This window comes from Candidatus Alistipes pullistercoris (assembly GCF_027665465.1).
Classification (GTDB): Bacteria; Bacteroidota; Bacteroidia; order Bacteroidales; family Rikenellaceae; genus Alistipes_A; species Alistipes_A hominis.
The window spans coordinates 281,091-305,685 of the sequence record NZ_JAQDED010000003.1 but is presented as its reverse complement, the minus strand read 5'-3'; the positions used below and the strand labels follow the sequence as shown (position 1 = coordinate 305,685).

20 protein-coding genes are annotated in these 24,595 nt (G+C 56.1%); 4 read left to right on the top strand and 16 right to left on the bottom strand.

All coding sequences use genetic code 11. The features are described 5' to 3' along the window. Positions 1-291: 291 nt before the first annotated feature. From PGR91_RS06915 to PGR91_RS06890, 6 genes are all read right to left on the bottom strand, one after another. On the bottom strand, positions 292-6,114 hold the full coding sequence (locus tag PGR91_RS06915; RefSeq protein ID WP_073342373.1) for an N-6 DNA methylase: 5,823 nt from the start codon (positions 6,112-6,114) through the stop codon (positions 292-294). Further along, on the bottom strand, positions 6,104-6,556 hold the full coding sequence (locus tag PGR91_RS06910) for a DUF1896 domain-containing protein (protein ID WP_073342369.1): 453 nt from the start codon (positions 6,554-6,556) through the stop codon (positions 6,104-6,106). Before PGR91_RS06910 ends, PGR91_RS06915 begins: the two co-directional genes overlap by 11 nt. Positions 6,557-6,719: 163 nt before the next feature. Beyond that, positions 6,720-8,810 (bottom strand): type IA DNA topoisomerase, encoded by a 2,091-nt coding sequence (locus tag PGR91_RS06905; RefSeq protein ID WP_073342366.1) that lies wholly within the window; start codon positions 8,808-8,810, stop codon positions 6,720-6,722. 59 nt (positions 8,811-8,869) lie between these two features. Then, positions 8,870-10,459, bottom strand: coding sequence for a DUF4099 domain-containing protein (locus PGR91_RS06900; RefSeq protein ID WP_073342363.1), 1,590 nt, complete (start codon positions 10,457-10,459; stop codon positions 8,870-8,872). 19 nt (positions 10,460-10,478) lie between these two features. Beyond that, complete coding sequence (locus PGR91_RS06895; protein ID WP_073342361.1) at positions 10,479-10,829, bottom strand: helix-turn-helix domain-containing protein; 351 nt, start codon at positions 10,827-10,829, stop codon at positions 10,479-10,481. A gap of 3 nt (positions 10,830-10,832) precedes the next feature. Then, on the bottom strand, positions 10,833-11,189 hold the full coding sequence (locus tag PGR91_RS06890; RefSeq protein ID WP_073342358.1) for a helix-turn-helix domain-containing protein: 357 nt from the start codon (positions 11,187-11,189) through the stop codon (positions 10,833-10,835). A 208-nt stretch (positions 11,190-11,397) separates the two neighbouring features. On the opposite strand from PGR91_RS06890, the gene PGR91_RS06885 reads away from it, so the two are divergent. Together PGR91_RS06885 and PGR91_RS06880 are read left to right on the top strand one after the other, a co-directional pair. Further along, positions 11,398-11,691 (top strand): helix-turn-helix domain-containing protein, encoded by a 294-nt coding sequence (locus PGR91_RS06885; RefSeq protein WP_032535412.1) that lies wholly within the window; start codon positions 11,398-11,400, stop codon positions 11,689-11,691. A gap of 40 nt (positions 11,692-11,731) precedes the next feature. Next, complete coding sequence (locus PGR91_RS06880) at positions 11,732-12,037, top strand: helix-turn-helix domain-containing protein (RefSeq protein WP_073342752.1); 306 nt, start codon at positions 11,732-11,734, stop codon at positions 12,035-12,037. A 76-nt stretch (positions 12,038-12,113) separates the two neighbouring features. Here the strand turns inward: PGR91_RS06880 and PGR91_RS06875 are convergent, their stop codons facing one another. Together PGR91_RS06875 and PGR91_RS06870 are read right to left on the bottom strand one after the other, a co-directional pair. After that, complete coding sequence (locus PGR91_RS06875) at positions 12,114-12,476, bottom strand: RhuM protein (protein ID WP_073342355.1); 363 nt, start codon at positions 12,474-12,476, stop codon at positions 12,114-12,116. Positions 12,477-12,489: 13 nt separating this feature from the next. Then, complete coding sequence (locus tag PGR91_RS06870) at positions 12,490-13,725, bottom strand: site-specific integrase (protein WP_073342353.1); 1,236 nt, start codon at positions 13,723-13,725, stop codon at positions 12,490-12,492. A gap of 667 nt (positions 13,726-14,392) precedes the next feature. Between PGR91_RS06870 and PGR91_RS06865 the strand changes: the two genes are divergently transcribed. After that, a complete protein-coding gene (locus PGR91_RS06865; RefSeq protein ID WP_055204465.1) occupies positions 14,393-14,857 on the top strand; it encodes a hypothetical protein in 465 nt (154 codons plus the stop codon). A 39-nt stretch (positions 14,858-14,896) separates the two neighbouring features. On the opposite strand, the gene PGR91_RS06860 is transcribed toward PGR91_RS06865, so the two are convergent. The 8 genes from PGR91_RS06860 to PGR91_RS06825 all read right to left on the bottom strand — a co-directional run bounded on the left by PGR91_RS06860 (position 14,897) and on the right by PGR91_RS06825 (position 23,033). Then, positions 14,897-16,354 carry a DHA2 family efflux MFS transporter permease subunit gene (locus PGR91_RS06860; protein WP_055204463.1) on the bottom strand — a complete coding sequence of 486 codons (1,458 nt, stop codon included), beginning with the start codon at positions 16,352-16,354 and terminating at the stop codon, positions 14,897-14,899. A gap of 91 nt (positions 16,355-16,445) precedes the next feature. After that, a complete protein-coding gene (locus PGR91_RS06855; RefSeq protein ID WP_118656644.1) occupies positions 16,446-17,285 on the bottom strand; it encodes an FAD/NAD(P)-binding protein in 840 nt (279 codons plus the stop codon). A gap of 5 nt (positions 17,286-17,290) precedes the next feature. Further along, positions 17,291-18,292: a 4Fe-4S dicluster domain-containing protein gene (locus PGR91_RS06850; protein WP_118656642.1), complete on the bottom strand. Its 1,002-nt coding sequence runs from the start codon at positions 18,290-18,292 to the stop codon at positions 17,291-17,293. Positions 18,293-18,301: 9 nt separating this feature from the next. Beyond that, positions 18,302-19,102: a 4Fe-4S dicluster domain-containing protein gene (locus PGR91_RS06845; protein WP_118656640.1), complete on the bottom strand. Its 801-nt coding sequence runs from the start codon at positions 19,100-19,102 to the stop codon at positions 18,302-18,304. Next, on the bottom strand, positions 19,095-19,556 hold the full coding sequence (locus tag PGR91_RS06840) for a hydrogenase iron-sulfur subunit (protein ID WP_101570542.1): 462 nt from the start codon (positions 19,554-19,556) through the stop codon (positions 19,095-19,097). The genes PGR91_RS06845 and PGR91_RS06840 overlap by 8 nt, the downstream gene beginning before the upstream one ends. 35 nt (positions 19,557-19,591) lie before the next feature. Next, complete coding sequence (locus tag PGR91_RS06835; RefSeq protein WP_118656638.1) at positions 19,592-21,601, bottom strand: CoB--CoM heterodisulfide reductase iron-sulfur subunit A family protein; 2,010 nt, start codon at positions 21,599-21,601, stop codon at positions 19,592-19,594. An 18-nt stretch (positions 21,602-21,619) separates the two neighbouring features. Next, a complete protein-coding gene (locus PGR91_RS06830) occupies positions 21,620-22,462 on the bottom strand; it encodes a CoB--CoM heterodisulfide reductase iron-sulfur subunit B family protein (protein WP_101571567.1) in 843 nt (280 codons plus the stop codon). Between the two features lie 13 nt (positions 22,463-22,475). Beyond that, positions 22,476-23,033, bottom strand: coding sequence for a 4Fe-4S dicluster domain-containing protein (locus PGR91_RS06825; protein ID WP_118656636.1), 558 nt, complete (start codon positions 23,031-23,033; stop codon positions 22,476-22,478). Between the two features lie 811 nt (positions 23,034-23,844). Between PGR91_RS06825 and PGR91_RS06820 the strand changes: the two genes are divergently transcribed. Then, positions 23,845-24,426 (top strand): DKNYY domain-containing protein, encoded by a 582-nt coding sequence (locus PGR91_RS06820; protein WP_118656634.1) that lies wholly within the window; start codon positions 23,845-23,847, stop codon positions 24,424-24,426. The last annotated feature ends 169 nt before the right edge of the window (positions 24,427-24,595 follow it).

The window sequence follows — 24,595 nt, the reverse complement described above, 5'->3', positions numbered from 1 at the left end:
TTAGCTCCTTATTATGAGTATGTAGCAAGTTGCTTATCAAATTCAGCCTCTTTGAGGGTCAAATATGGTTTTGCAAATGGTGACTGACAAGACATAAACAAGGTCAGCAGGAATTTTTTACATAAATGGACATGAATGTATATAACCTAAAATAAGAATAAATTTTAATAAGGGCTGCCCAAAAAGAAAAAAATGCAGTTGCCATCCTATAGATACTTGCAGAAAGGATAAAATTTACTTTTAGACCTTTTGGGATAGCCCTTATTAATACTTCAGATAAAATTCCTAAGGTTATATTTTCAATCCTTTGGACCGGGTTTCCTCCTTGGCATACAGCCCCGGATGCCCAGTTATGGTGTGATTGGCGATAATACTTTCCGATGGATTGCGTATTTGCGGTGATGTATCTTCGGGATATTGCCTGATACCGTTTCGCACACCTTTCGCTTCCGGTTTGACCTGTTGCCCTTCATGCTCCTTTTCGGTGATTTCGGGTGTAGGCGGCGCAAGTTCCAGCTGTATCTTGCGGTCAAGGGCGGCAAGTTCGGACTTCAACTGTTTCAGTTCTTCCTCCTTCTTCCACACCTTGCCTGCTATCTCCTGCAACTGCGGTATCTCACGTTCCAAGACCTCATTCTTCGCTTTATACTGGTCGATGATGGAGGGGATTCTCTCAATCGCGTTGAGGAAGTTGCGGGCGGCGGCCAACGGGTCAGCCAGCGCCAGATGCCCGTTGTTGTAGGTGTACTTGTAGTTCCCCTCGACCACGAAGCGGTTGTCGGTAAACTCCAATCCCTCTTTGAGTATCCTTTCGCTGACCACCTTTATCGGGAAACCGTAAAACTCTCCAACCTGCGTGTACAACCCTCCGGTCGTGGCATTCTTGGCTATCTCCTGCAAACGCTTTCCGATGACTTTCTCATCGGCGGAATCCACTCCGTCCACCTTTATTATATTAAGGTGATTGCCCTCCTTGTCGGTCTGCACCACAGAGAGGAAGCGGTTCCAGTCCTCCGTCATGGCATCTATGAAAGCTGTGTTGTTGCCCAGCTCGCGGGTCTTCGATTCCAGCTTGAACTCCGAATCACGCTTGCCCTTGTTGAACGACTTGCGTTCCCCTTCGAGCGAGGCGATACGTTTTTCCAGTTTCGCCTTGTCCAAAAGGTCGGTATTGCCGGATAGTAACGCCATGTACTCCGAAAAGTTCATGCCCGATTTCTCGTCCATAGCACCCTCGTCGATGGTACGCGCGCCCATCGCCCCGCTTTTGAGCTGCGAGATGAACGTCTGCTTGCAGTGCAGCAGGTTGAACTTGTAGCTGTCCAGTGACTTTTCCACCGCATAGATGATGACATCCACGTTGTTCCCGGCAAAATGCTTGGCAATCTCGTTGCCTGCTCTAACTCCCCGTCCGTCACGCTGTTGCAGGTCGGACGGTCGCCAAGGCGTATCCAAATGATGGATGGCGACACACCTTTTTTGTGCGTTCACACCCGTTCCGAGCATGGAGGTGGAGCCGAACAGCACACGCACCGTCCCGGCGTTCATGGCATCTATCACCGCCTTCCGAGCCTTGTCGGTCTTGCACTCCTGAATGAAGCGCACCTCGCTTGGCGGTATGCCGTAGTCCTCCGTCAGTTTGCGCTTGATTTCCGAATAGACGTTCCACCCATCGCCCGGCTGGTAAGTCCCCAAGTCAGAGAAAACGAACTGCGTGCCTTTCTGCGCGTCGTATTTTTGATAATACTCCGCGATTATTTTGGCACAGTGGCTCGCCTTGTTGTCGGGGTGGTCTTCGTAATGCGGGTCTATCATGCGCATGTCGAGTGCCATCTTCCGGGCATAGTCCGTGGCGATAAGCATCTTCGCCTTTTCCTCCGTTTCCGAAAGCGGCAGTCTGCCCAACAGGGTGGCGTCGCCCGTCTTGGCGAATTGCATCAGCTTCTGTATGAAGTCCTCCTGCTCCGGCGTGGGCGGTATGTGGTGCAGTATCTCGTTTTTGTTGGGACGGTCCACGCCCACATCCTCCGCCGTGCGGTAGTCCGTGATTTCATTATAGAAGGCGGCAAGCTCCGGCACTTTGATGAAGTAGCGGAAACGCTCCTTCTGCACCACGTTGTTCGTCACGTTGAACTCAAAATCCGTTGTCTTCTTGGCAAATATCGCCGACCACGCATCAAAACATCGAATGTCCTGCCGTTCCAGCTCCTTCGGGCGCAGGTACTTGAACAGCAGGTACAGCTCAGTCAGCGAGTTGCTGATAGTCGTGCCGGAGAGGAAGGTCGCCCCCAAGTCCTTGCCCGTGCGCTCCTGTATGGTGCGGATAGCAAAGAGCATGTTCAGTGCCTTCTGGCTTCCCTCGCTGTTCCCCAATCCCGCCACACGGTCGTGGCGCGTGTTGAAAGTCAGATTCTTGAACTGGTGCGATTCATCAATGAAAATGTGGTCGATGCCCATCTGCTTGAAGTCCACCACGTCGTCCGTGCGTGACTTTATGGCGTGTTCCACCTTCTCCAATTTCGCTTCAAGGTTATGCTTGCGCTTCTCCAGACCTTTCAGCATCGCCCGCGATACGTTCTTTCCCTGCTGGCGCAGCACTTCGAGGTTTTCCTCCACCGTGTCAAGCTCCGCTTGCAGGATGCGCTGCTGCAACTCCGGCGACTGCGGTATCTTGCCGAACTGGTCGTGCGACATAATGACACAATCGTAGTCGTTGTTCTTGATGTTGTTGAAGAAACGCACGCGGTTGGCGGTCGAAAAGTCTTTCTCCGAAGCGTACAGAATCCTCGCGTTGGGATATGCCGCTTGATAGGTGGCGGCAATCTCCGCAACATTGGCTTTCAGCCCGATAATCATCGGCTTGTGCGCCAAGTTCAGACGCTTCATTTCATGCGCGGCGATGCACATTATCAGCGTCTTGCCGGTTCCAACCTCGTGGTCGCAAATTCCGCCGCCGTTCTGTTTCAGCATCCAGACGCAATCCATCTGCGAGGGATAGACGCTCCTGATGCCCCGGCTTGCCAGCCCTTTCAGATTGAGGTCGGGAAAAGTCTGATGCGAGCCGTCATACTTCGGGCGCACGAAACAGTTGAACTTGCGGTTATACATCGTCGTCAGCCGCTCCTTGAACTGTGGCGACTGCTCTTCGAGCCATTCGGAGAAGCCGTTTCGTATCTCGTCAATCTTGGCGTTGGCGAGCTGTATTCCCTCGCTGTCGCGCACCTTGATGTCGTTGCCATGCTCGTCCCTGCCGATGGACTTCATCATGTCGGGACAGGTGTTGTGCAGGGCGTGTTTCAGAAGGTGCATGCCGTCATAGTTCCGGTAATAGCCCTTCACTAAAAACTCGTCCGTGATTTTCATGGTGCGGTAGCCGCACGCCACCGAAAACTCGTCCATGCTTGCGGAGTAGGCGATTTTCACGTCCGTGTCGAAAAGGTGGCTCATATAAGCAGCGTACACGCCCGTCGGAATCCAGCGTTCCCCGAAGTTGAAGTCAAGGTCCTCAAAGGAGATGCGTTGCGGCTCGGCTTCTTTCAGAGCCTCCAACGCCTGCTTCACTTCCGGCATACGTCCGTTTTCAGGGTTGTCGCCCATCCATGCCTTGATGCGCTCCGCCTTCTCTATCACGTTCCCGGCGATGAACCTGTCCTTTATCTCGTAACCGGTTACGAGCGGGTTGTAGAAGATGCGTCCTTTGAGGGCGTCAAGCAATCCCTCCTCCGTGCTGTCGGTTATCTCCCGCATATAATCAAGATTGACCGTGCCGAACTTGTTGAGCGATGCGGATAACGCCTCTTCGGGAGAGCTGACGTTGGCATGGCTCTCCACCGAGAAAGAAACGGGACGCTCGAAAATATCCGCCTTGACGAACCTGCCGTCCTCCGCCCGTTCCAGCGAAAGGATGTCGCGTCCTCCTGCATCCATCATCACCAGTTTCACGTTCTGCTTGGCGTTGAGGTTGCCGTAGCGCATGACAAACTCATCGTAGCAGGTGTTCAACGCTCCGCGTTGCGCAGACCCTTCATCGTGGTACTCCGCCTCGTAGCGGTAAAGCCGCTCGTATGAATCACGGAGTGACACATACAACATCGCTTTCTCCTTCTGGTAGCCGGTCAGGTCAAGCGGTTGGAATGTCGCGCCGTAAAGCGTGAGGTCTTTCAAATAGCCGAGATTGCGTGACGCATCCAGTACCATAGAGCCGTCACGGTAGTGCGGCTCCAGCAGACCGTTGAACGGACGGGGAGAAAGGTAGAGAGGTTCCTCCTTCGGTTTTTCCGCTTCCATTTCGGGGAAAAGGGAGGTTGCAGCCGTTTCCGTTGCGGGAGCGGCAGGATTGGCGGCAATTTCCGGCTGTGTTTTGGGTCGCCGTGTTTCCTGCTCCGGTGCGGCTTTCACGCCCGTGACATGCTGCCGTTTCTCCTGATGCTGTGCCGCCAGCCTGCGAAGCTCCTTGCGTCGCTCCGGCGTGAGGTCCATCATCATTTCATAGAAGCCGTTGATGGGCGGGTTGGTATCCCAATCCAAAGTGGCGTAAATATCATCCGGATCGGCTTTGGCTGCGACACTCACCGACTTTGTTTCATGGCTGTCCCTGTTCTCCGTCAGCAGTGCGGCAGACGGCGGCGGTGCGGTCGTAACCTTCGGCGTAACCTGCGCCTGCGGTTTGGGGGACATACGCCTTGCCGTGCTTTCCTTTCTCGCTGTCTTTTTCTTCTTGGCGGGTGCTTCCTGCTTGCGGACTTCCTCGGTCATGCCCCAAAGGTCGAGCAGGGAGAGCTGCACGCCTGCTGAATAATCGGGGCGGCGCGGCTCTATCTCCGGCTTTTCTTCCTCCGGCTGCGGTGTTACCGCTTCGGGCTTCACTGCCATTTCTGTAAGAGGCTGTATTTCAGGAGTGACAACCGGTGTGAAAATGGGTTCCGTCACTGTGTTTTTTACCTGTGCCGGATGCAGGTTGTGCATTTCATATAGTTCTATGTCTAACTGGGGTAACTCAATATTCAGATGTTCCCGCAAGTCATCCGCCATTTGTCCGATGCCGCCCCGGTGTATAAGTTGATAGGCAGGTTTGCCATAAGGGTCTGTGCCTCTGATTAAATCTGTATTGGAAAGAGAACTGATGCTCCATACATACCCGTTTACAGAAGTGCCGATAGGGGTCTGTTCGGTCTGCATGAAAAGTTTCTCGTTATAATACAGCTCCCCATTCTTGCCGCTGTTCTTTTGAAGGATAATAAGGTCGCTGCCCACTTCCGTACCCGCGTTGTCCGTGAAAAGGTTGTTCGGCAGGCGTGCGACACCCACCAGATTGGCATTACGCATCATATACTCGCGTATGGGTGCGTTGGACGGTGCGTCCAGCACCCCCTGCGAGGTGATGAACGCCACGATGCCGCCCTCACGCACCGCGTCAAGGCTTTTCAGGAAGAAATAGTTGTGTATTGCCTTCGGTGCGGAACGCCTTGCGGGGTCTTGGCTTCCCGTAAACTCCGGGTCGAACACAGCCACGTCACCGAACGGGATGTTCGATATTGCCAGATCGAAATAGTCCGTGAAGGGCTTCTCTATCTTCTCGAATCCCTGCACCCTTACCTTTTGGTCGGGATGCAGGTGTCCCAATATCTTGCCCGTCATCAGGTCTTTCTCGAAAGCCATGATGTCCGCGTCCGGCTTGTTTTCCAGCACGGCATCCACGAATGCGCCCACACCCGCCGACGGCTCCAGCACACGGTCGGGACGTATGCCGTGTTCATGCAGTACATCCGCGATAGTGCCGGTTATCTCCGGCGGGGTGTAGAAAGCGGTCAGCACGGACTGCTTCATGGCATCCACGTACCGCTTGTACTCCGTTTCGTCCTTGCTGTGTTCACGCACCAGCCTGTACAGCTCCACCGTCGGGGCGAACAGTTCGAGGTCAGATTTCGCCCAATGCACGGCATCCGTCAGTTCCTTTGCCGGGTTCAGTATGCACTTCAACCCGCCGAAACCGCAATACTTCCGAAGTATGGCTTGTTCCTCGGCGGTTGCCGTCCTCCGTTCCCTCTCAAGGATGAATGCCGTCCGTATCGCCTCGATGTTGTCCCGCAGCCGTTGTTTGCGGTTAAACGCCATACTCGTCGATATAAAGGACGACGGCTCCCGTCAGCTCCGTATAGAGCAGGTCGTATTCGGGCGACAGGGCGAAGTTGTCGTCCGAAAGGTCATAGACGGAGAATACATTACCGACAGGCGGCAGCAGTTTTCGGATGAAGGCTTCGCGTTTCTTTTCCGGCACTTCACCGGCAAACTCGTTTTCCACGACTTCGCGGAGGATGGCGTACTTGGAATAGCGAAGCCCCCGCAGGAGCGTGTCCATCGCCAACTCCTGCGCCCCTTCGGGCGGATAGCCTTCGAGCCGCGAACGCTCATACGTTTCGGCGGCACGGTCGGCACGCTCCCGGATGAAGGCATCGTCGGAAGCCTGTTCAAACTTGTTTGTGCGGAGGTAGTCCAGCAGGTACAGACCGTAATAGGAAAAGTCGGTCTGACCCTCGTTTTTCTTCTTGTTGTTCATTACTTTGGAATTTAGTGGATTGGTAATGACGGGGATAATCGTCTGGAAAGGAGAAAGAAAAGGCACTCGGTATCCCTCCGAGTGCCACCACTAAATCCAAAGTATGAGTGTAATCCGATATCGAAGAACAATTCATTACTCTGAACCAGTGGCAAAGTTAATACTATTTCTTCCGTCCTGAAAATTTCCTGCTCGTTTTCCTTTCGGGGAACACGAAAGTCGTGTTATAGTCCCCGTCAAAGGCGACTATGGCGTCGAAGCTCTTGCCCTGCTTGCTCTTGAAGCCTTTGAGCAGCTTCGTATGCCCGTCGGTGAGCAGTTCTTTGATCTCGTCGTCGGAAAGGGTGCGGTTCGCTTTTAGGCGGAACACGGGCAGCCCACACTCCGCGTTGTCGCAGCGTACCACCTTGCCGTAGAACTGCATGTTGCCCGTCCCACACTTGGGACACTTGCAGCCGGAATCCCTGCGGGAGAACAGTTTGTCGCACGAGAGCAGTTCGGAGGTGATTTCGCGTGTGTACGCCTCTATCTCCCTGCGGAAGGTGTCGGCTGGCAGCTCCCCGCGCTCGATGCGTGCCAGATTCTTCTCCCATTCGCCCGTCATGGCTACGTCGGCGATGCGCATCGTCTTCACGACCGAGTAGAGGGCAAGCCCTTTTTCAGTCGGCACAAGCGACTTCTTGCAGCGTTCCATGTATCCGCGCTTGAAGAGCGTTTCGATAATCGCCGCACGGGTGGCGGGCGTGCCGATGCCGCAGTCCTTCAACGCCTGACGGAGTGCGTCGTCCTCTATGTCCTTGCCCGCCGTTTCCATAGCGGACAACAATGTCGCTTCGGTATGCAGCGGCTTGGGTTTGGTCTTGCCTTCCGTGATGGAGCAGCCTTTCAGCGTCAGCGTGTCGCCTTCCTCCCAACCGGGGATGGCGGTTTCCTCCTTGTCCTCCTCGCCATAGACGGCACGCCATCCGGCTTGCCTGATGACGCTACCTTTCACCGTGAACTCCACTCCGGCACACTCTGCCGTGACGGTGGCGGTATCCTTGACGCATTTCTCGGAAAACGCCTCGATCATGCGTCCGGCAACCATCTGATAGACGGTGCTGTCCTCTTTGGAGAGGAACAGCGGCTTCTCGCCCGTGACGAGCAGGGCGTGGTGGTCTGTCACCTTGCTACCGTCCACGCTTCTGCGTGTCGGTACGGCTTTCGGCTGCACCTTGCCTTTCCATTCGGGCAAAGCCCCGATGAAGGCGAGCAGCTTGGGGATTTCGGCGAACACGTCTTCGGGAATGTAGCGGCTTCCGGTTCTCGGATAGGTGATGAGCTTCTTCTCGTAGAGCTTCTGCGCGATTTCAAGCGTCTGTTCCGCCGTGAAGCCGTGCTTGGCGTTGGCTTCCTTCTGGAGCGTGGTCAAGTCGTACAGGAGCGGTGTTTCCTCCGTCTTCTCCTTGCGTTCGGCTTTCGTGACAGTGGCTGTGCCTGCCGACTTCACCTTATTATACAGTTCCGTCGCGGGCTCTTTCTCTTTCCATTTTTCGGAAGATGAAAACTTCACCGTTCCTTCATCGCAGCCGTCCGTCGCGATATGGAGCTGCCAGAAGGCTTCGGGGCTAAAGCGGCGGTTCTCCCAATAGCGTGCGCACACCATCGCCAATGTAGGTGTCTGCACCCGTCCGACGGAATATGTGCCGTGTCCGGCGGCGATGGAAAGTGCCTGCGTGCCGTTGATGCCCACAAGCCAGTCTGATTCGCTCCTTGCTTTGGCGGCAAGATAGAGGTTGTCGTATTTGCCGCCCGCTTCGAGGTTGCGCAGTCCCTCGCGGATAGCCTTATCTGTAAGCGAGCTTATCCAGAGGCGGACGAACGGGGTGGTGCATCCGGTATAATGGTAGAGGTAGCGGAAGATAAGCTCACCCTCGCGTCCTGCATCGGTCGCCACGATAATCTGTTCGCTTTCCTTGAATAGTCGGGCTACGGTCTTGATCTGCGTCACCACGCCGCTGTCGGGCTTGTAGCCCTTCTCCGTCTTTACCTGACGGGGGACGAGCGTGAAGGTGTCGGGGATGACGGGCAGGTTGTCACGGACGAAGCCGCGTATGCCGTAGCCGTCGGGCATGGCAAGCTGCACGAGGTGTCCGAACGCCCATGTCACGGCGTAGCCGCCTCCCTCGAAATATCCTTCCTCTCTCTTTGTCGCGCCCACGATGCGGGCGATCTCACGTGCCACAGACGGCTTTTCTGCAATGATTGTCTTCATATTTTTCTGTCGTTTTGAATTTTACAAATGTTACTTCGGATTTAGTGGCGGACACTGGATTACATCTTCATGCCCTTGCCCGTTTTCTTCTGCGGCTTCTCCTGCTGCTGTTGCTGTGCGGTGTCCTTCGGGGCGGTCTGTCCCTTTCGCAACGGCTCCTTCAGGTTCTTGGTAGCCTCGTTGGTCTTGCCCTCGCTGTTCACCGCCACCTGCGTGCGGCTCTCGTTGGAAGACGCGACCTTCTGCGCGTTGTCTGGATTGGTGTCGTAGCGGTACGGGCGTCCCTTTTCCGGGTTGAACTTGATGTACATCGTGGCGTGGAAGCCCTGCTTGTCGGTCACGTTCTCCAGTTTCACGGCTTTGCCCGCCACGTAGTCGGCTTTCTGCTGTTCGGTGAAGTCCACGCCGCTCCATTTGCTGATGGGGCGGATGCTGCCGTCGGCGTTCGTCCACGTGTTGCGGCGTTGCTCCTTGTTCGTGCCCCCGGCATTCTCCGTACCCTGCGCCTGTCCTTGTGCGGGGTTGTTCTTCGTTTCCTGCGTTTGGGCGGTACGGGGCGACCTGCCGGTTCCCGGCACGAACTCCACGCCGCGCTGTTCCACATTCACTTGCAGGGTGGTGACGAACTTCCTGCCGTCCTTGCGCTCGATGAGCTTGTCGCGCACGGGTAGCCCGGCACGCAGCATGCCCTGCTCCTGCTTGGTGATTTCCGTCTTGCCGATGCGCTCCGGTATGCGCACCTTGCTGGCCGGGACATCCGTGATTTCGTTCGTCTTGCGGTCGATGCTGACGAACGAGGGGATGATCTCGCCCGTTTCCCTGTCCACGAGGTCCACGACCCTGCCGAGGTTGCCCGTTTCGCGCAGGTTCTTACGGTCTTCGTCGGAGAACTTGTGTTCCTTGTACTCGTCGAGCTTCTGCTCCTTGCGGATGAAGTGCGGCACAAGGCTGACATTGCCCTCGCCGTCCTTCTTGAAGGAGAGGCGGGCGTCCAGCTCGAAAGCCTCTCCGCCGAAATTGGGCGACACCCTCACCAAGTCGGACTTGCCGTAGTTGAGCATCCTGTCAAGGTCGCCCGACTTTTCAAGGTCGTCGCGCTTCACGCCCCATTTCTCCTCCAACTCCTGCCAGTTGATCTTGCTCTCGTCGATGGGCCGGTAGCCCCGGTTGCCCTGCGTCTGCTGCGGGCTTTCCTGATTCTGTTCGTTTTTCTGTTCCAGTTCTTCCTGTTTTTTAGGTTCGTCATCTTGTTTCTGTTCCGGTTGTTCCTGCTTTTCGGCGGACTGCTCCTCCTGTACTTTCTTTTCGTAGCCGGAGGTGTCCACCTTGTGGGGCGCAAGCAGTTCCTTGTTGCCGTCGGGGTCTTTCAGCAAGTCCTTGATAACCTCCAGCAGTTTGTCGGCTTGATCCGCCGCGACACGGTAGAAACCGAAGCGGCTGGGTTCCTTGCACTGCCGGAAGAAGTTCTTGAAGAAGTTGTCCAGCACGTCGCCGTGCCGGTCGAATTGCAGGAAACTCTGCGAGTTCTCCGCTTTCGCGGGGATGCGCTTGGGGAAGCCGTCGGCGTTCAGCCCGGCTACCACGCTGATTTCGCCCGTCTTCTCGTCACGGACAACCAGCACGTCCTTTTCGTCTTTTTTCTTTGCCATCTGAAAAATGTTTTAATGGTTATTTTTGAAAGAAATTATGGATACGAGCCTTGTAGAAGGCTATGTCTTCCTTGCGGAAATCCTTTACATGTTCGGAGAGGAACGTCAGCACGTCCGCCTCGCTGTAATAGGTCTTTTTGCCGAGCGTCTTGTAGGGCAATGCGCCGATGCTGCGGTAGCGTTGCAGGGTGCGCTTGCTGATCTGGAGCAGCATGCACAGGTCTTGGTTGTCGAAAAGCCTGATCCCTTCCATCGGGTTCGGGGCTTTGCCGGACGGCTGCATGGATAGCAGCATCTCGTCCTGACGGTCGAGCCGTTCCATCACCTTCTGCATCCAGTTCTCGAAATTGTTGCGGGTAAGCAGTTCCATGTCCTACGTCCTCCTTCCTTTGGGTCTGCCGCCCGTGCGCAGCGTGTGGTTGCGTTTCATCTGTTCCGGTGTCGCGGCATCTCCCGTGACGGTGCTGTCTTCGAGCAGGCGGTCGATTTCCGACTGCCGATAGCGGCACTTGCCGCGCAGCACGACATAGGCGATGCGCTGTTCGCTGCGCATGCGCTGGAGGGTGCGGCAACTCACGTTCAGCAGGTGCGCCGCCTCGCGGGTGGTGAGCAGCCTGTCGGGAGCTTCTTCCTTTCTCCCGCCGGAAACGGCACGCACGTGTGCCGCTATCTCGGCTATCTGTTCCGTCAATGCGGTGAAGGCGGAACTTTCCATCGTTATCACTTTCATATTCAGTCCTTTCTTTTGGTTTCTGCGGCAAAATTCGGCAATAAACCAAAGGGGCTTTAACAGCTCACTACGTGGCTCACGTAAGATTTTTACGGATAATGGCTCCGTAAACCGGACAGACGGCGCAACAAGCTGCCTTTTAGCGGGAAACGGCACGTGTGCAAGGCGGCTTCGTTACCTTTGCGGCAAACTCTGAAATGTTTTGCTTATGGAAATAGTATCTATCGAGAAAAAGACCTTCGAGATGATGGTGGCGTCCTTCAACGCCCTCGCGGAGAAGGTAGCCGCCCTGAGGCGCAGGAGCGACGGCGGGCGGATGGAAAGGTGGCTCACGGGCGAGGAGGTCTGTGGGCAGTTGAGGATCAGCCCGCGCACGTTGCAGACCTTGCGTGACAGGCGGCTTATCGGCTACTCGCAGATTAACCGCAGGTTCTATTACAAGCCGGAGGAGGTCAAAAGGCTCATTCCGCTTGTCGGCACGCTCTATCCCGGCGGAAAATGATTTGATTTTTTATTATTCACAACCCACTGAATCCGAAATGATGATGAACGAGAACAATGAAGTGTTTACGATGGAGGACGAGCCGCTTGCCTCCGTCGTGCAGAACATGCGCAAAGGCTCGAAATGGCTTTCCGCCTTTCTGGAAAGTTACCGTCCGCCGCTGGATGGGGAGCGTTACCTGACGGACAGGGAGGTGGCGGAACTGCTCCGTGTCAGCCGCCGCACCTTGCAGGAGTACCGCAACAACAGGGTGCTGCCCTTTATCCTTTTGGGAGGAAAGGTGCTTTACCCCGAATCGGGGTTGCGTGAGCTGCTGGAGGCGAACTACAGCAAGCCGATGGAATAAGGCGGCTGCATGAAAAAAGGGAACGGGCAACTCCATACGGGCTGTCCGTTTCCTTTATAATTATATGTATGTGTGTTTAGCAATACCCGGCTTTTCCGTTCTGTATGAACATCACGTATGCCTGCCGCTTTTCCTTCGTGAGTGCCTTGCCTACCAGCCACGTGCGGAACACGTGCGCATGGTAGGTGTTCAGCCGGAAGGCGACGGGGATGATGATTTCAAGCGAGTAAACATCCGCGTGCAGCCCGTTTTCAAGCCGCATGTAGCGGCACACCTCGTAGTCGTTCAGCACGTCCGGCTTGCGGACGGCTCTGATGGCGGCGTTCACTGCCGGGACGCCCGTGTGGAACAGCCCGGCGATTTCTGTGGCGGTCATCCATACCCCGTTACCGGTTACGCTGACCCTGTTGTCCTCTATGATGATGGTTCCTCGTGTCATGGCTTCTCTGTTTTTAGATGGTGCAACCTGCAAATTCCTCGATGCCGTTCAACCTTGCGGCAAGGTTCTCCATGTCTTGGTTGAGCTTCTCTTTGGTGATTTTTGCGTATATCTGCGTCGTTTTTATGCTCTTGTGTCCCAGCATGGAACTCACCGTTTCAATGGGTACGCCGTTGGAGAGGAACACCGTCGTAGCTGCCGTGTGGCGGCTCTGATGCCACGTGATATGCTTGGTGATGCCGCAACGCTTGGCAACGGAACGGATTCCGGCAAGGCACGTGTTGTAGTGGGGAACGGGGAAAATCCTGCCGTTCCCGCACAGTCCCCGGTATTTGTCGATGATGCGCTTTGCGATGTCGAGCAGGCGGATATTGGACACCACGCCCGTCTTCTGGCGGTTGATGTTTATCCACTCGTGTTCGTCGAAGTAGGTATGGATGTTCTCTTCCGTCAGGTTGCGCATGTCGGCGAACGACAAGCCCGTGAAGGCGCAGAACAGGTAGAGGTCGCGGTAAAGCTCCTGCTTGGCGTTTTTCAGCCTGCCCTCCATCAGCAGCCGGATTTCCTCTTTCGTCAGGAAACTGCGTGTGGTTTCCTCCTTCTTGATTTCGTACTCCCGGAACGGGTCGCGTGTGAGCCACTCGTTGTTGATGGCGATGAACACCATCGTCCGCAAGGGGCAGACATACAGCCACACGGTATTGGTGCAGCAGTGCTTGTCCGTGCGCAGGAACATCTCAAAGTCGGAGATGAAGGCGGGCGTAAGCTCTTTCAGTGCAATATCCTTCACGCGGTAGCGGATGGTGAGGAACTCTTGCAGGTGCTTGTAAACGGTCCTGTACTTCAAGAGCGTGCCTTTGGCTTTCATGCCGGCCTCCACCTGTTTCTCGTAGTCCTCGTTGTGCTGGCGGAACACCTGCATCAGCGTGTGGTAGCGGTGTTCCAGTCCGAGAAAGGCGTTCTTGACCTTCTCCGCCGTGACAAAGTTGTCACGCTCCATGATTTCCTGATAGTGTTTGTTGATACGCACACGCATCTTGTCGAGCATGCGGTTCGTTTCGAGTGCCGCCGAGCTTCTGCCCGTGACACGTCCCCCTTTGGTGTCCCACAGCTTGGGATCGACGGTCAGCTTGCAGCTGAACTGCGTCTGGCTGCCGTCCACCGTGATGCGTCCCATGACGGGTACTGTCCCGTCCTTTTTCACTACCTGACGCTTGAGGTAGTAGATTACTGAAAATGTACTCTTCATCGTCCTTAATTTTTTTAGGTTCAAAATTAGTTGGTGAAGAGTCCGGTGTCGGTACGCAAAACGGGGAGGAACGGCGCAATCTTTTTCCGTAACCGGATTTGTTGCGTGGGTTGTCAGTAACTCACTAATCCTTAACGTCTTGTTTCGCCATCCGTGTCCGTTTGTCGCCCTTTTGGGTATGGTTACGGACAAGTAACGTAGCGGCGTCCTGATTTGGCTTCAGCGGTGATTGCGATGGCTTCACGAATAATCGGAAGTACAACTGAAACCCCTGTAACTCAATTCTATCACTATATCTTTCCGCATTTCACTTTTTTGTAGTAACTTTGTTATAACATAATACGGTTTAAACCGTAACATACACAGTAAAGGTTAAGACAACCTTTGCGTCGTTCAGTAAACTTAGGAACTGTTATATTTATTATGTAGCAGGTTTAGTGTGGCGTAAATCTTGTCCGAAACCCTTGCCATGCCCCGGTACGAAATACCGGGGCGGGGCTTGGGCGCAAGGGCAGTTTCCACACAAGGCATCCTAAGGCCGACTGAACGAGCTGTCTGAGCGTCCTTGCCCCTTTTTTATTGTTCTACCGCAGCGGCGGCGAGGATATGTCCCAGTTTTACGTCCCGGACAGGACGTATCTCATCCAATCATTATCCGAATGCCGCCATGAAAGAAAAGAATGAAAGCTGGTTGTTGTCGCCCCATGCCGCGTACCACCTCGAACTGAGCATCGACTTTCTGCACACACGCCCGGTCATGGATATCGGAGCGAACGAGATTCCCGCAGAACTGTTGCAGACATGGATCGCGCCCGGCCCGAAAGAATTGCTGATAAGAATGGCAGATGGCTCGGCCGGACCGAACGAGACGATGCCGTACGAAGTCTTCGCCCGCGCCCACGAACGCCACGACCGGTCGTACGCCGAAATGCTCGAACGCGAATTTCATACTCCCGCCGCCACGGTCAACCGGAATTTCCTACTGTACCAGGAGATCCTGCGAATCGTCGCGCGACTCCGCGAAAAGCGGATCGAGGTGCCCCCGTTCGCCGTGTTCAACTTCGTCAATTACCCGATCACCGTACCGGCCGCCAGGGAGTATGCGTGGAAACACGGCATTCCGTCCGTATGAAATGATCCGGCGAACACGTACGAAAGAGTAGGGGACAGGCTACCGGCCGGGAGCGGTTCCCCGTCCGGCCGCGCCGGAAGCATCGTCCGCCGAATGGTCTTTTTTGATCCGCACCGCGTTGCCGGCGTCGGGCGAGAGCCCGAGGTAACCGAACAGATGCAGGAACCCGATCGCCGTGACGAAAAAGAACGCCAGCCGGAAATCCGGGATCGTGTATTGTCCCGGCACGCCGCCGTTCAGTACGTTCGAAAAGCGCAGCGCGACGGCGCCGATGGCGATCCCCATCCCGATCGACATCTGCTGGATCGTACTGTACAGCGTATTGGCCGAGGTCATATCGTGTTCGGGAATATCGGCGAAAGCGAGCGTCGTCAGCGAACTGAACTGCATCGAGCGCACGAGTCCCGACAGGAACAGCGTCAGCACGATAATCCATACCGGCGTGGTCGGCAGCAGCAGGGCCGTCAGAAAAGTGAACAGGGCTACGAGGCAACCGTTTACGATCAGCACGTTGCGGAAACGGAAACTGCGGATGACCCACACGGTAGCCGACTTCATCGACAGGTTGCCGACCATCGTAGACAGGAACAACAGTCCCGCCTCGAACGGACTGAGCCCGAACCCGACCTGGAACATCAGCGGAACCAGGTACGGGAACACGCCGATCACCATCCGCGAAACCGAACCGGCGTAGATCGTGATCCGGTAGCTTTTGTACTTCATCACCGAATAGTCGATCAGCGGATTGTCGATCCGTTTCGAATAAAACACGTTGGCGAACAGTATAATGAGACTTCCGCCGATAAGCCCCAGCGGCACGTAATACGAAAGTCCTTCTTTGCTGAACAGCTCCACGCCGTACATGAATCCGGCCAGCGCCAGGCCGCTCAGGACGAACCCCGGAGCGTCGAACGGTTTGCGGGAACCCTCGCCGCGCTTCTCGGACGGGATATAACGCCAGGCGAGCAGAACGCACGCGATGCTGATCGGAACGTTCAGGTAGAAAATCCACCGCCACGTAAGGAAAGTCGTCAGATAGCCGCCGACCAGCGGGCCGACGATCGGCGCGACCAGCGCCGGAATCGTGATGTAGTTCATCGCGACGGGCAGGTTCTCTTTGGACGACGTTTTCAGCACGGCCAGGCGGCCCACCGGCGACATCATCGCCCCGGCCATCCCCTGCATCACCCGGTAGATCACGAACTGCAACAGCGACTGCGACGTCCCGCACAGCGTCGAGGAGAGGATAAAAAACACGATCGCCGCGCAGAACACGTTGCGCGTCCCGAACCGGTCGGCGATCCAACCGCTGACCGGAATAAAGATCGCCAGCGCGATCAGGTACGAAGTGATGCCCGTACTCAAATGGATAACATCCGTCCCGAAGGCGCGCGCCATGGCCGGAATAGCCGTATTGACCGCCGTAGTGTCGAGAAACTGCATGAAAAACGCAATGGCCACCACCAACGCTACCCGAACCGATTTATCTATTCTCATCCTCCTCAAAATCTCAATCGCAAAGTTAACAATTTTCAACGAAAAAGGCCGGAACAATCCCGGCCCTTTTCGTACGACAAACCCGCTGCCGCTAATATTCGGGCGGCAGCCCATTCAGTTGCGCTTTCGTAAACACCGGGCCGTCCTTGCACACGTACAGCTTGCCGACGTTGCAGCGGCCGCATTTACCGACGCCGCATTTCATCCGATTTTCGAGCGTCGTGTAGATCCGGTCGTCGGCAAACCCGAGCTTTTCGAGCACCGGAAACGTGAATTTAATCATTACCGGCGGTCCGCAAACGATTGCGATCGTATTGTCGCTCGACGGAGCGATCTGTTCGAGCACGGACGGTACGAATCCTACGTGCCCTTTCCAGTCGACGGTTTCGCCGCCCGGATCGACCGTCGTGACGAGGCGGACGTCCGGACGCGCCGCCCATTCGTCCAGTTCGTGTTTATAGACCAGGTCGCCGACCGACTTGGCCCCGTACAAAATGGTCACGTCGCCGAAATTTTCGCGGGTGTCGAGCGCGTTCCAAATCACGCAGCGCATCGGCGGCAGCGCGATGCCGCCGGCGATGAACAGCAGGTTTTTGCCTTTCCACTCGTCGAGCGGGAAAACGTTGCCGAACGGTCCCCGGAAGCCGACGGTATCGCCCTCTTCGAGCTTCGACAGGCCCGTGGTCACGCGTCCGGCCTGGCGGAACGTACATTCGATATACCCTTTGCGGGTAGGGGACGAAGCGATGCAGAACGTGGATTCCCCTTCGCCGAATACCGAGTATTCGCCGAACTGCCCCGCCCGGAAGTCGAATGCGGCAGCCTCCTGCTCGTTACGAAATTTCAACCGGAACGTCCTGACGCCCGGGGCTTCGACGGTGATCTTCTCGATCTCCATCAGGTACGGAAGGTATAGATTGGATTGAGTCATAGCGGCTAAATGGATTGTAAATGTTCGAGCAGGTTCATGTTTACTGGGCAGGCCCGCGAGCAGCGTCCGCAACCGGTACAGCCGGTCTGTCCGATCCGTTCGGGCATGTACGAGAATTTATGCAGTACTCGCTGGCGCCAGCGGGCGCTTTGCACCGGACGCGGGTTATGTCCCGACGTATGCAGCGTGAAAAGCGAGAAGCCGCACGAATCCCAGCAGCGCACCCGCCGGCCGGTCGCCCCACGCGCATCCTCCTGAATGTCGAAACAGGCGCAGGTCGGACAGACGAACGCGCAGGCCCCGCAGCCGAGACAACGCTCGGACTGCCGTTTCCAAACCGGGCTGTCGAACGCCTGATCCAGTTTCTCGCGGAGCTGTTGCGCATCGAAACGCTTTTCGACGCGGGCCAGATACTCTTCCTTCGACATGCCGTCGGCCGACGCAAACAGCGACGACGCTTCGGCTGCGAGCCGTTCTCCTTTCGGGGTCAACACTTCGACCAGCGCGCCGCCGTCGGGCAGCAACGTAAGCTGAATGTCGCTTCCCGTCGTACTTCCCGGCCCTCCCCCGACCGACGTGCAGAAACAATATTCGTCGCTCGTCGCACAGCTGAAACTGATGAGCGTCAGCCGCTCGGCGCGCGCATTATAGGAACCGTCCTTGTAATCCCAGTTGAATATGCCCGACAACGAGGCGAATCCGGCCGCATCGCACGGACGGATTTTCCAGACGACCGTTTCGGGAATCGCCTGCAAATCGGGTTGCCGCACGGAAACCTGTTTTCCCTCCTTCCGATAGGAGAACAACTCCTCCGTCCTCGGGAAAACAACCTTTTTGACCGACTGCGTCGTTTGTACGTAATCCGAGGCCACTTCCTCCGGCCGGGCGATCTTTTTAAAATCGACCCGCTCCCCGGTTCTTACCGGAGCGTATACCGACCGTCCGCTGCCGATCAGTTGTTCGAGCCAGCGGGCGATATTTTCGGGTGTGATATGTAATTTCTCCATGATTCTCGTTTAACGAATGAAATTTTCCTTGTCCGACGGATCGAACGTCGACAGCGCATTGCCTTTCTGACCGAGGGTTCCGGACTTCGCACCGAATTCGGCGTCCACGTCTTCGAGCAACTTTTGCGTCAGCAGGTGGATCGGAATCCCCAGCGGGCAGGCTTCGCCGCAGGCCCCGCACCCGGTACAGCGTCCGGCCATGTGCATCGCGCGGTTGATGTGCCATTCGATATTCGGCAGCGTTCCGGCCCAGGGTTGCACCCACTGCGGGCAGTTGATCTCCACCACGCAACGCGTACAGTAACACAGCGGGCAGGCCGCACGACAGGCGTAACACTTGAAACACGGTTCGAGCTGCTCTTTCCAAAATTCCCAGCGTTCTTCCCGGGACATTCCTTCGAGCCGGTCGATCAGTTCCCGTTCCTTCTCTCCGAGTTTGAAATCGAAACCGGTCAGGTAACTTTCTACCGCGGCGAACGTATCGAATTGCATCACCTCGCCGTCGGCTACGGTAAGTACCAGCAGCTTATCCTCGGACAACTGGTTTTCGGCAGCCAGTTGCAGGATCGACCGCAGCACCGGGATCGTGGCGACTACCGCCGTGCGTCCCGCGCCGAGCAGTTCGGGTTTGGTCAGGTAGACGGCCAGGTTATGGATGCAGCGGCCGTCGTAAACGAGGCGCGCCGCCTCTTCGGGTATGCGGCAGAACAGCGGACGGGTCTTGTTGCCCTTGTCCTCCCCGTAGCCTATTACGAGCGTCGCTGCGCCCTCCCGCAGCAGGGCTGCGGCTTTTTCGGTCAGTTTATCCATGGTTTTCCTCCTTTTCGATATAATCGGCTACTTCCCGATACCTCGTATACGGCCCCAGTTCGCGGATTTCGCGCACCGTGTCGTTGACCAGGTCGGCCCACTTGCCCCCTTCGGCTGCCGACACCCACGAATAGCGGATGCGGCGCACGTCGATGCCCATAAAGTCGAGCAATCCCCGGAAAACGATCCAGCGCCGGCGGGCGTGGAAGTTCCCGGACGTATAGTGGCAGTCGTTCGGATGGCAGCCCGAAACGATGATGCCGTCCGCGCCGCCGGCAAAAGCCTTCAGCAGCAGCATGAAGTCGATGCGCCCGGTACACGGGAAACGCACGATCTTGACGTTCGTGGCGTACTTCAGCCGGCTGGTTCCGGTCAGGTCGGCCCCGGCGTAGGTACACCAGTTGCAGACGAAGGCCACGATATTGGGTTCGAATTCTGTTTTATTTTCGTTCATTGTTTATCGTATTTGCATTGTGACGATCCGTCCGTTCAGGCCCCCTGCGTGTGCAGCAGCGCCATCACCTCGGCGTACATCTGGTCGTTCGAGTATCCCTGAATATCGATTGATTTCGAGCGGCAGAACGCGACGCAGGTTCCGCATCCCTGACACAGGCCCGGATTGACGCGGGCCACGGTCTTGACGACGTTGCCGCCGCGGTCCTTGATCTCCTCCCGCTCGATAGCCTGGTACGGACAAGCCGTCTGGCACATGAAACAACCTACGCAGGTACTGTACACCGGCGGCGCCATCCGGTTCACCACCGCGATCAGCGGCTCGCGTACCAACTTGTCCGACGAGAACAGCGCGGCCACTTTCGCCGCCGCCCCCGAGGCCATGCTGACCGTTTCGGGAATGTCGCGCGGCGCCTGGCAGGCTCCGGCTACGTAAATTCCGGCCGTATTGGTTTCGACCGGTTTCAGTTTCGGATGCGCTTCCGCAAAAAATTTGTACGGATCGTAGGATACGTGCAGCCGCTGCGCCAGTTCTTCCGCGCCCTCGTTGGACACCCCGGCGGTAGCGAGCACGACCATATCGGCCTCGATCTCGACGGGTTGGGCCCCCATCAGCGTATCGACGCCCTTAACGATCAGCTTGCCGTCTTTTTCATAAATACGGGCCACGCGTCCGCGCACGTAGTTCACGCCGTCGTCCTCGATCGCGCGGCGCACGAACTCCTCGTAGTTCTTGCCGGCGGCCCGGATATCCATGTAAAAGACATAGGACTCCCCGCCGTGCACTTTGTGCTGGTACAGCATCGCGTGCTTGGCCGTATACATGCAGCAGATTTTCGAGCAATAGTGAATCCCTTTGGCCGGATCGCGCGATCCGGCGCAGGCGATGAACACGATCTTTTTCGGCATCGTTCCGTCCGACGGACGGCGTATCTCGCCCGACGTAGGCCCGGAAGCCGAAGCCAGCCGCTCGAACTGCAGTCCGGTAATGACGTCTTTGTACCGTCCGTAACCGTATTCCGGAAAAAATTCCGTACCCAGCACGTTGAACCCGGTAGCGACCACCACTGCGCCGATATCCTCGGTAACGAACTCATCTTCCTTGTCGAAACAGATCGCCCCGGTAGGGCAGGTCTTCTCGCATATCTTGCACTTGCCGCGTTTGTAATAGTTGCAGTGCTTTTTGTCGATCACCGGTTTGTTCGGCACGGCCTGCGGGAACGGGACGTAGATCGCCGTGCGAAGGCCGAGTCCGGCATTGAATTCGCTCGAGATCCGCTTTTGCGGGCATTTGGTCGTACACAGGCCGCAGCCGGTACAGATCTTTTCGTCGACGCTTTTGGCTTTCAACCGGATCGTCGCCTTGAAATTGCCGATAAACCCGTCCAGATGTTCGAGTTCGGCATAAGTGTACAGCTTGATGTTCGGGTGTTGCGCGACCTCCACCATCCGCGGCGTCAGGATACACTGCGAACAGTCGAGCGTCGGGAACGTCTCCGACAACTGCGACATGTGGCCGCCGATCGACGGCTCTTTCTCGACCAAGATCACTTGATGACCGCAGTTGGCGATATCCAGCGCGGCCTGTATTCCGGCGATGCCGCCGCCGATCACCAGCGCCTTCTTGGTAATCGGCACTTCGATCGGCTTCAACGGCTTGTTGCGTTTCACTTTCTCGACCAGCCCGCGAACGATGTCGATCGCTTTCGCAGTCGTGGGTTCTCCTTTTTCGTGCACCCACGAGCAATGCTCGCGCAGGTTGGCCATCTCGCACAGGTAAGGGTTCAGCCCCGCTTCGGAACAGGCCCGCCGGAACGTCGGCTCGTGCATCCGGGGCGAACAGGCGGCCACCACCACGCCGTCGAGTTTTTGCTCCTCGATGGCCTTGCGGATCAGCGACTGTCCCGGATCGGAACACATATACTTATAATCGGTGGCAAATGCGACTCCGTCGAACTTCGCGGCTTCGGCCGCCACCTTTTCACAGTCGATCGTAGCCCCGATATTTTCGCCGCAATGGCAAATAAAAACTCCTATTTTAGACATTTTCGGATTTTCAGTTAGTTAGAAGGTGACGGGAACGAAATGGCGTTCGATGCCCAGCTCCCTGGGACTGAGCCCGACGGCCAGACCGATGGCCTGCGTAACGTACAGCACCGGAACATCGATCCGGCGCCTGAGGTAGCTGTCGATCGCCTGCCGGCGCATATCGAGGTTCGAATGGCACATCGGACAGGCCACGATGATCGCCTGAGCACCCCGGTCGGCGGCGTCGCGGACGATCTCCCCGGAAAGCCGTCCCACGATATCGGTACGCGACACCGAAAACCCGGCGCCGCAGCATTCGGTCTTGAATCCCCAGTCGACCGGCTGGGCCCCGACCAGTTTCATCAGCGCGTCGAGGCTCTGCGGGTCTTCCAGACGATCGAATTGCAACACCCCGTGCGGACGTACCAGCAGGCAACCGTAGTAGCACGCCACCTGGCGGTCGAACGGCTGCACGATCCGCGCCGCGAGTTCTCCCTGAATATACTTTTCGATCATCTGCACGACATTCAATATCCGGACGCTGCCCGTATAGGGCATCCGGATCGTATCGGCGATTTCGTTGCGCAACGCCTCGTCTTCGGCCAGTTCGTACTGTACCGTACTGAGCCGATTATAACATGAAGCGCACGGCACGACCACCTCATCGAGTCCCTGTTGTTCGGCCAGCGCAAGGATGCGGGCCGGCAGCAACAGCGCGAGCGTCCGGTTCATCGAGTGGGCCGCAGTGGCCCCGCAGCAATTCCAGTCCTGCACCTCTTCCAGTTCGAGCGAAAACGCTTTGGCAAGGGCCGCGACCGATTCGTTGTATTCGCGGGAAGTGCCTTTGAGCGAACATCCCGGATAGAAACCTATTTTCATCTGCATTCCCGGTTTAAAGTTTTTTACCGGCTTTACCGGCCTCGTCGAAAATATGCCGGATCGCCTTTTTGTTTTTCACCTGCTCGGGCAGCAGGCTCAGCTTGCCTTTCGCCAGCATGTCCGGCACCAGGGGCAGGTCTTGTGCGAGCCGCATCGTCCGGGCCTTGAATCCCGCGATCAGTCCCACCTCGTACAGCCGTCCGGTGTATTTCACCGAGTCGAGGAACGCCCGGTGGAAGGCCACGACCGGTTTCGCCTTTTCGCCGACGCATCCCGCCCGCAACGACTCTTCGCGCAGGTAGTCCATCATACGCGGAATGTCGATCTGCTGCGGACAACGCGCAATGCAATTCTCGCAGTTCAGGCAGAGCCATATCGTGTTCGAGCCGAGCACCTTCCGGTCGTTCTCTTCGCTGCGCGTCTGCAACATCCGCAACACGAGGCTCGGCGGATAGTCCATCTCCGGGGCCGTCGCGCATCCGGCCGAGCATTTGCCGCACTGATAGCAACGGGCGACATTTACGCCGGTATTTCCCCGCACTTCGTCGGCCATGTAATTTTCGTTTTCCATTTAGGTATTATTTAGTAGCTTAGATGAATAGGCATAGCTATACCGCACCGAACCGGCACGGTCATTCCGATGAAAACGGGCATTAAACCCGCATACAGCCCAATGTATGGATATAATCCGGAAAGGCGTTCCGGATAAAAGACAGGTATTCCGCGGCGACACGTTTCCGCCGTTCCGCAGGAACGGACAATTGCGGAGTAGGGCAGGCAAGCGTCCGTACCGGATATTTCGAAATCTCCGCCCCGGAATATTCCGCGCCCGCAAAAAGACACTTATCCGTCGAAACCGCCTGCGCATCCGTCGCGGGCGGACAGACCGAAACATCGCACGAATCGAAGCACGCCGTCTCCGCATACGCAAAAACGGCGGAGAATTCCGAAGAACCTCCCCCTTTTTCGGTAACGTTTCCGACTACGAACGAAAAAAACAAATATGTCAGGACGAATAAAGCCTTTTGATACATGGTTCACGACAACGCTTACACCCGAGAACACTTTCTACCGTAAACGTGTTGACAAATATAATCATTCGAAACGACATTTCCGCCCCGATTTGAAAAAATTGCATAACGCCGTAGAAAAGCGATGTAACCGTAGCACGCGTTTACGGCAATCCGCTGTCGGCCGTCCAGGGTACCAAAAGGTCAACAAGGCCAAATAATCAAGCCGACGCACCCAAAATAAATTTCAACGATCTTAAATCCCTCCCGGATAATTTTTAGCTTCGACAACAAACTTCCGCCTTTTTCGACCGGAGAATCGCGACATATCGACCGATCTTACTTATATTTGCCGAAAGAGCCGGATCGTCCATGAAAAGAATCGTTTTGTCCTTCGCATTATTAGTTATCGCACAGAGCGGTAAACCGTCGGTTATCGAATACCGATTGCAGGAGCCGTCGTTCGCCGCGACGGAAAACGCCCCGTTTCAGGAACGGGGTCGAGGTAACGGAACCTATACGAAAGACAGTTGGACGGTTTTTTATCGCGGGTATGAAGTAGAGGGAGCTTCCCCGTCATCGTTCGAAGACCTCGGGAGCGGATACGGAAAAGATGCGTGGAAAGTATTTTATCAGGGCCTTGGAATCGAAGGCGCTTCCCCCTCTTCATTCCGAAGTTTCGGCGACGGCTATGCCAAAGACGACTGGCAAGTATTTTACCGGGGCAGAAAAATAGAAAATGCCTCCTCGTCTTCATTCGAAAACCTCGGCGGCGGTTATGGGAAAGACAGTTGGACGGTTTTTTACAGAGGAAAACCCATACCCAACGCCTCCGCATCGTCGTTCGAAAATCTGGGCAGGGGATATGGCAAAGACGCCTGGAAAGTTTTTTACAACGGGAAAGCCGTCAAAGGGGCCTCCCCGTCTTCCTTTCGGACTCCGCACCAAAGATAATAATCGGTACGATCGTAAAGAAATATCAGATCAGCAATGATTCGATCCTTCTGCGGGGAGAGTAGGGTAACGGTTTTGGCATAACCGATTCTCATTATCAACGCAGGATACTCCTTACCGGCAGGCAAGTTTTCTCGCAAAGCGGAATATGATTTCGACACGGCAAAAG

Bases quoted from the DNA above. Each gene is read 5' to 3' on its own strand.
- PGR91_RS06905 (WP_073342366.1), bottom strand. From the start codon at position 8,810: ATGAAGACAATCATTGCAGAAAAGCCGTCTGTGGCACGTGAGATCGCC.
- PGR91_RS06900 (WP_073342363.1), bottom strand. From the start codon at position 10,459: ATGGCAAAGAAAAAAGACGAAAAGGACGTGCTGGTTGTCCGTGACGAG.
- PGR91_RS06880 (WP_073342752.1), top strand. From the start codon at position 11,732: ATGATGAACGAGAACAATGAAGTGTTTACGATGGAGGACGAGCCGCTT.
- PGR91_RS06860 (WP_055204463.1), bottom strand. From the start codon at position 16,354: ATGAGAATAGATAAATCGGTTCGGGTAGCGTTGGTGGTGGCCATTGCG.
- PGR91_RS06895 (WP_073342361.1), bottom strand. From the start codon at position 10,829: ATGGAACTGCTTACCCGCAACAATTTCGAGAACTGGATGCAGAAGGTG.
- PGR91_RS06870 (WP_073342353.1), bottom strand. From the start codon at position 13,725: ATGAAGAGTACATTTTCAGTAATCTACTACCTCAAGCGTCAGGTAGTG.
- PGR91_RS06915 (WP_073342373.1), bottom strand. From the start codon at position 6,114: ATGGCGTTTAACCGCAAACAACGGCTGCGGGACAACATCGAGGCGATA.
- PGR91_RS06910 (WP_073342369.1), bottom strand. From the start codon at position 6,556: ATGAACAACAAGAAGAAAAACGAGGGTCAGACCGACTTTTCCTATTAC.
- PGR91_RS06830 (WP_101571567.1), bottom strand. From the start codon at position 22,462: ATGAAAATAGGTTTCTATCCGGGATGTTCGCTCAAAGGCACTTCCCGC.
- PGR91_RS06850 (WP_118656642.1), bottom strand. From the start codon at position 18,292: ATGGAGAAATTACATATCACACCCGAAAATATCGCCCGCTGGCTCGAA.
- PGR91_RS06825 (WP_118656636.1), bottom strand. From the start codon at position 23,033: ATGGAAAACGAAAATTACATGGCCGACGAAGTGCGGGGAAATACCGGC.
- PGR91_RS06890 (WP_073342358.1), bottom strand. From the start codon at position 11,189: ATGAAAGTGATAACGATGGAAAGTTCCGCCTTCACCGCATTGACGGAA.
- PGR91_RS06835 (WP_118656638.1), bottom strand. From the start codon at position 21,601: ATGTCTAAAATAGGAGTTTTTATTTGCCATTGCGGCGAAAATATCGGG.
- PGR91_RS06845 (WP_118656640.1), bottom strand. From the start codon at position 19,102: ATGGATAAACTGACCGAAAAAGCCGCAGCCCTGCTGCGGGAGGGCGCA.
- PGR91_RS06840 (WP_101570542.1), bottom strand. From the start codon at position 19,556: ATGAACGAAAATAAAACAGAATTCGAACCCAATATCGTGGCCTTCGTC.
- PGR91_RS06820 (WP_118656634.1), top strand. From the start codon at position 23,845: ATGAAAAGAATCGTTTTGTCCTTCGCATTATTAGTTATCGCACAGAGC.
- PGR91_RS06855 (WP_118656644.1), bottom strand. From the start codon at position 17,285: ATGACTCAATCCAATCTATACCTTCCGTACCTGATGGAGATCGAGAAG.
- PGR91_RS06885 (WP_032535412.1), top strand. From the start codon at position 11,398: ATGGAAATAGTATCTATCGAGAAAAAGACCTTCGAGATGATGGTGGCG.
- PGR91_RS06865 (WP_055204465.1), top strand. From the start codon at position 14,393: ATGAAAGAAAAGAATGAAAGCTGGTTGTTGTCGCCCCATGCCGCGTAC.
- PGR91_RS06875 (WP_073342355.1), bottom strand. From the start codon at position 12,476: ATGACACGAGGAACCATCATCATAGAGGACAACAGGGTCAGCGTAACC.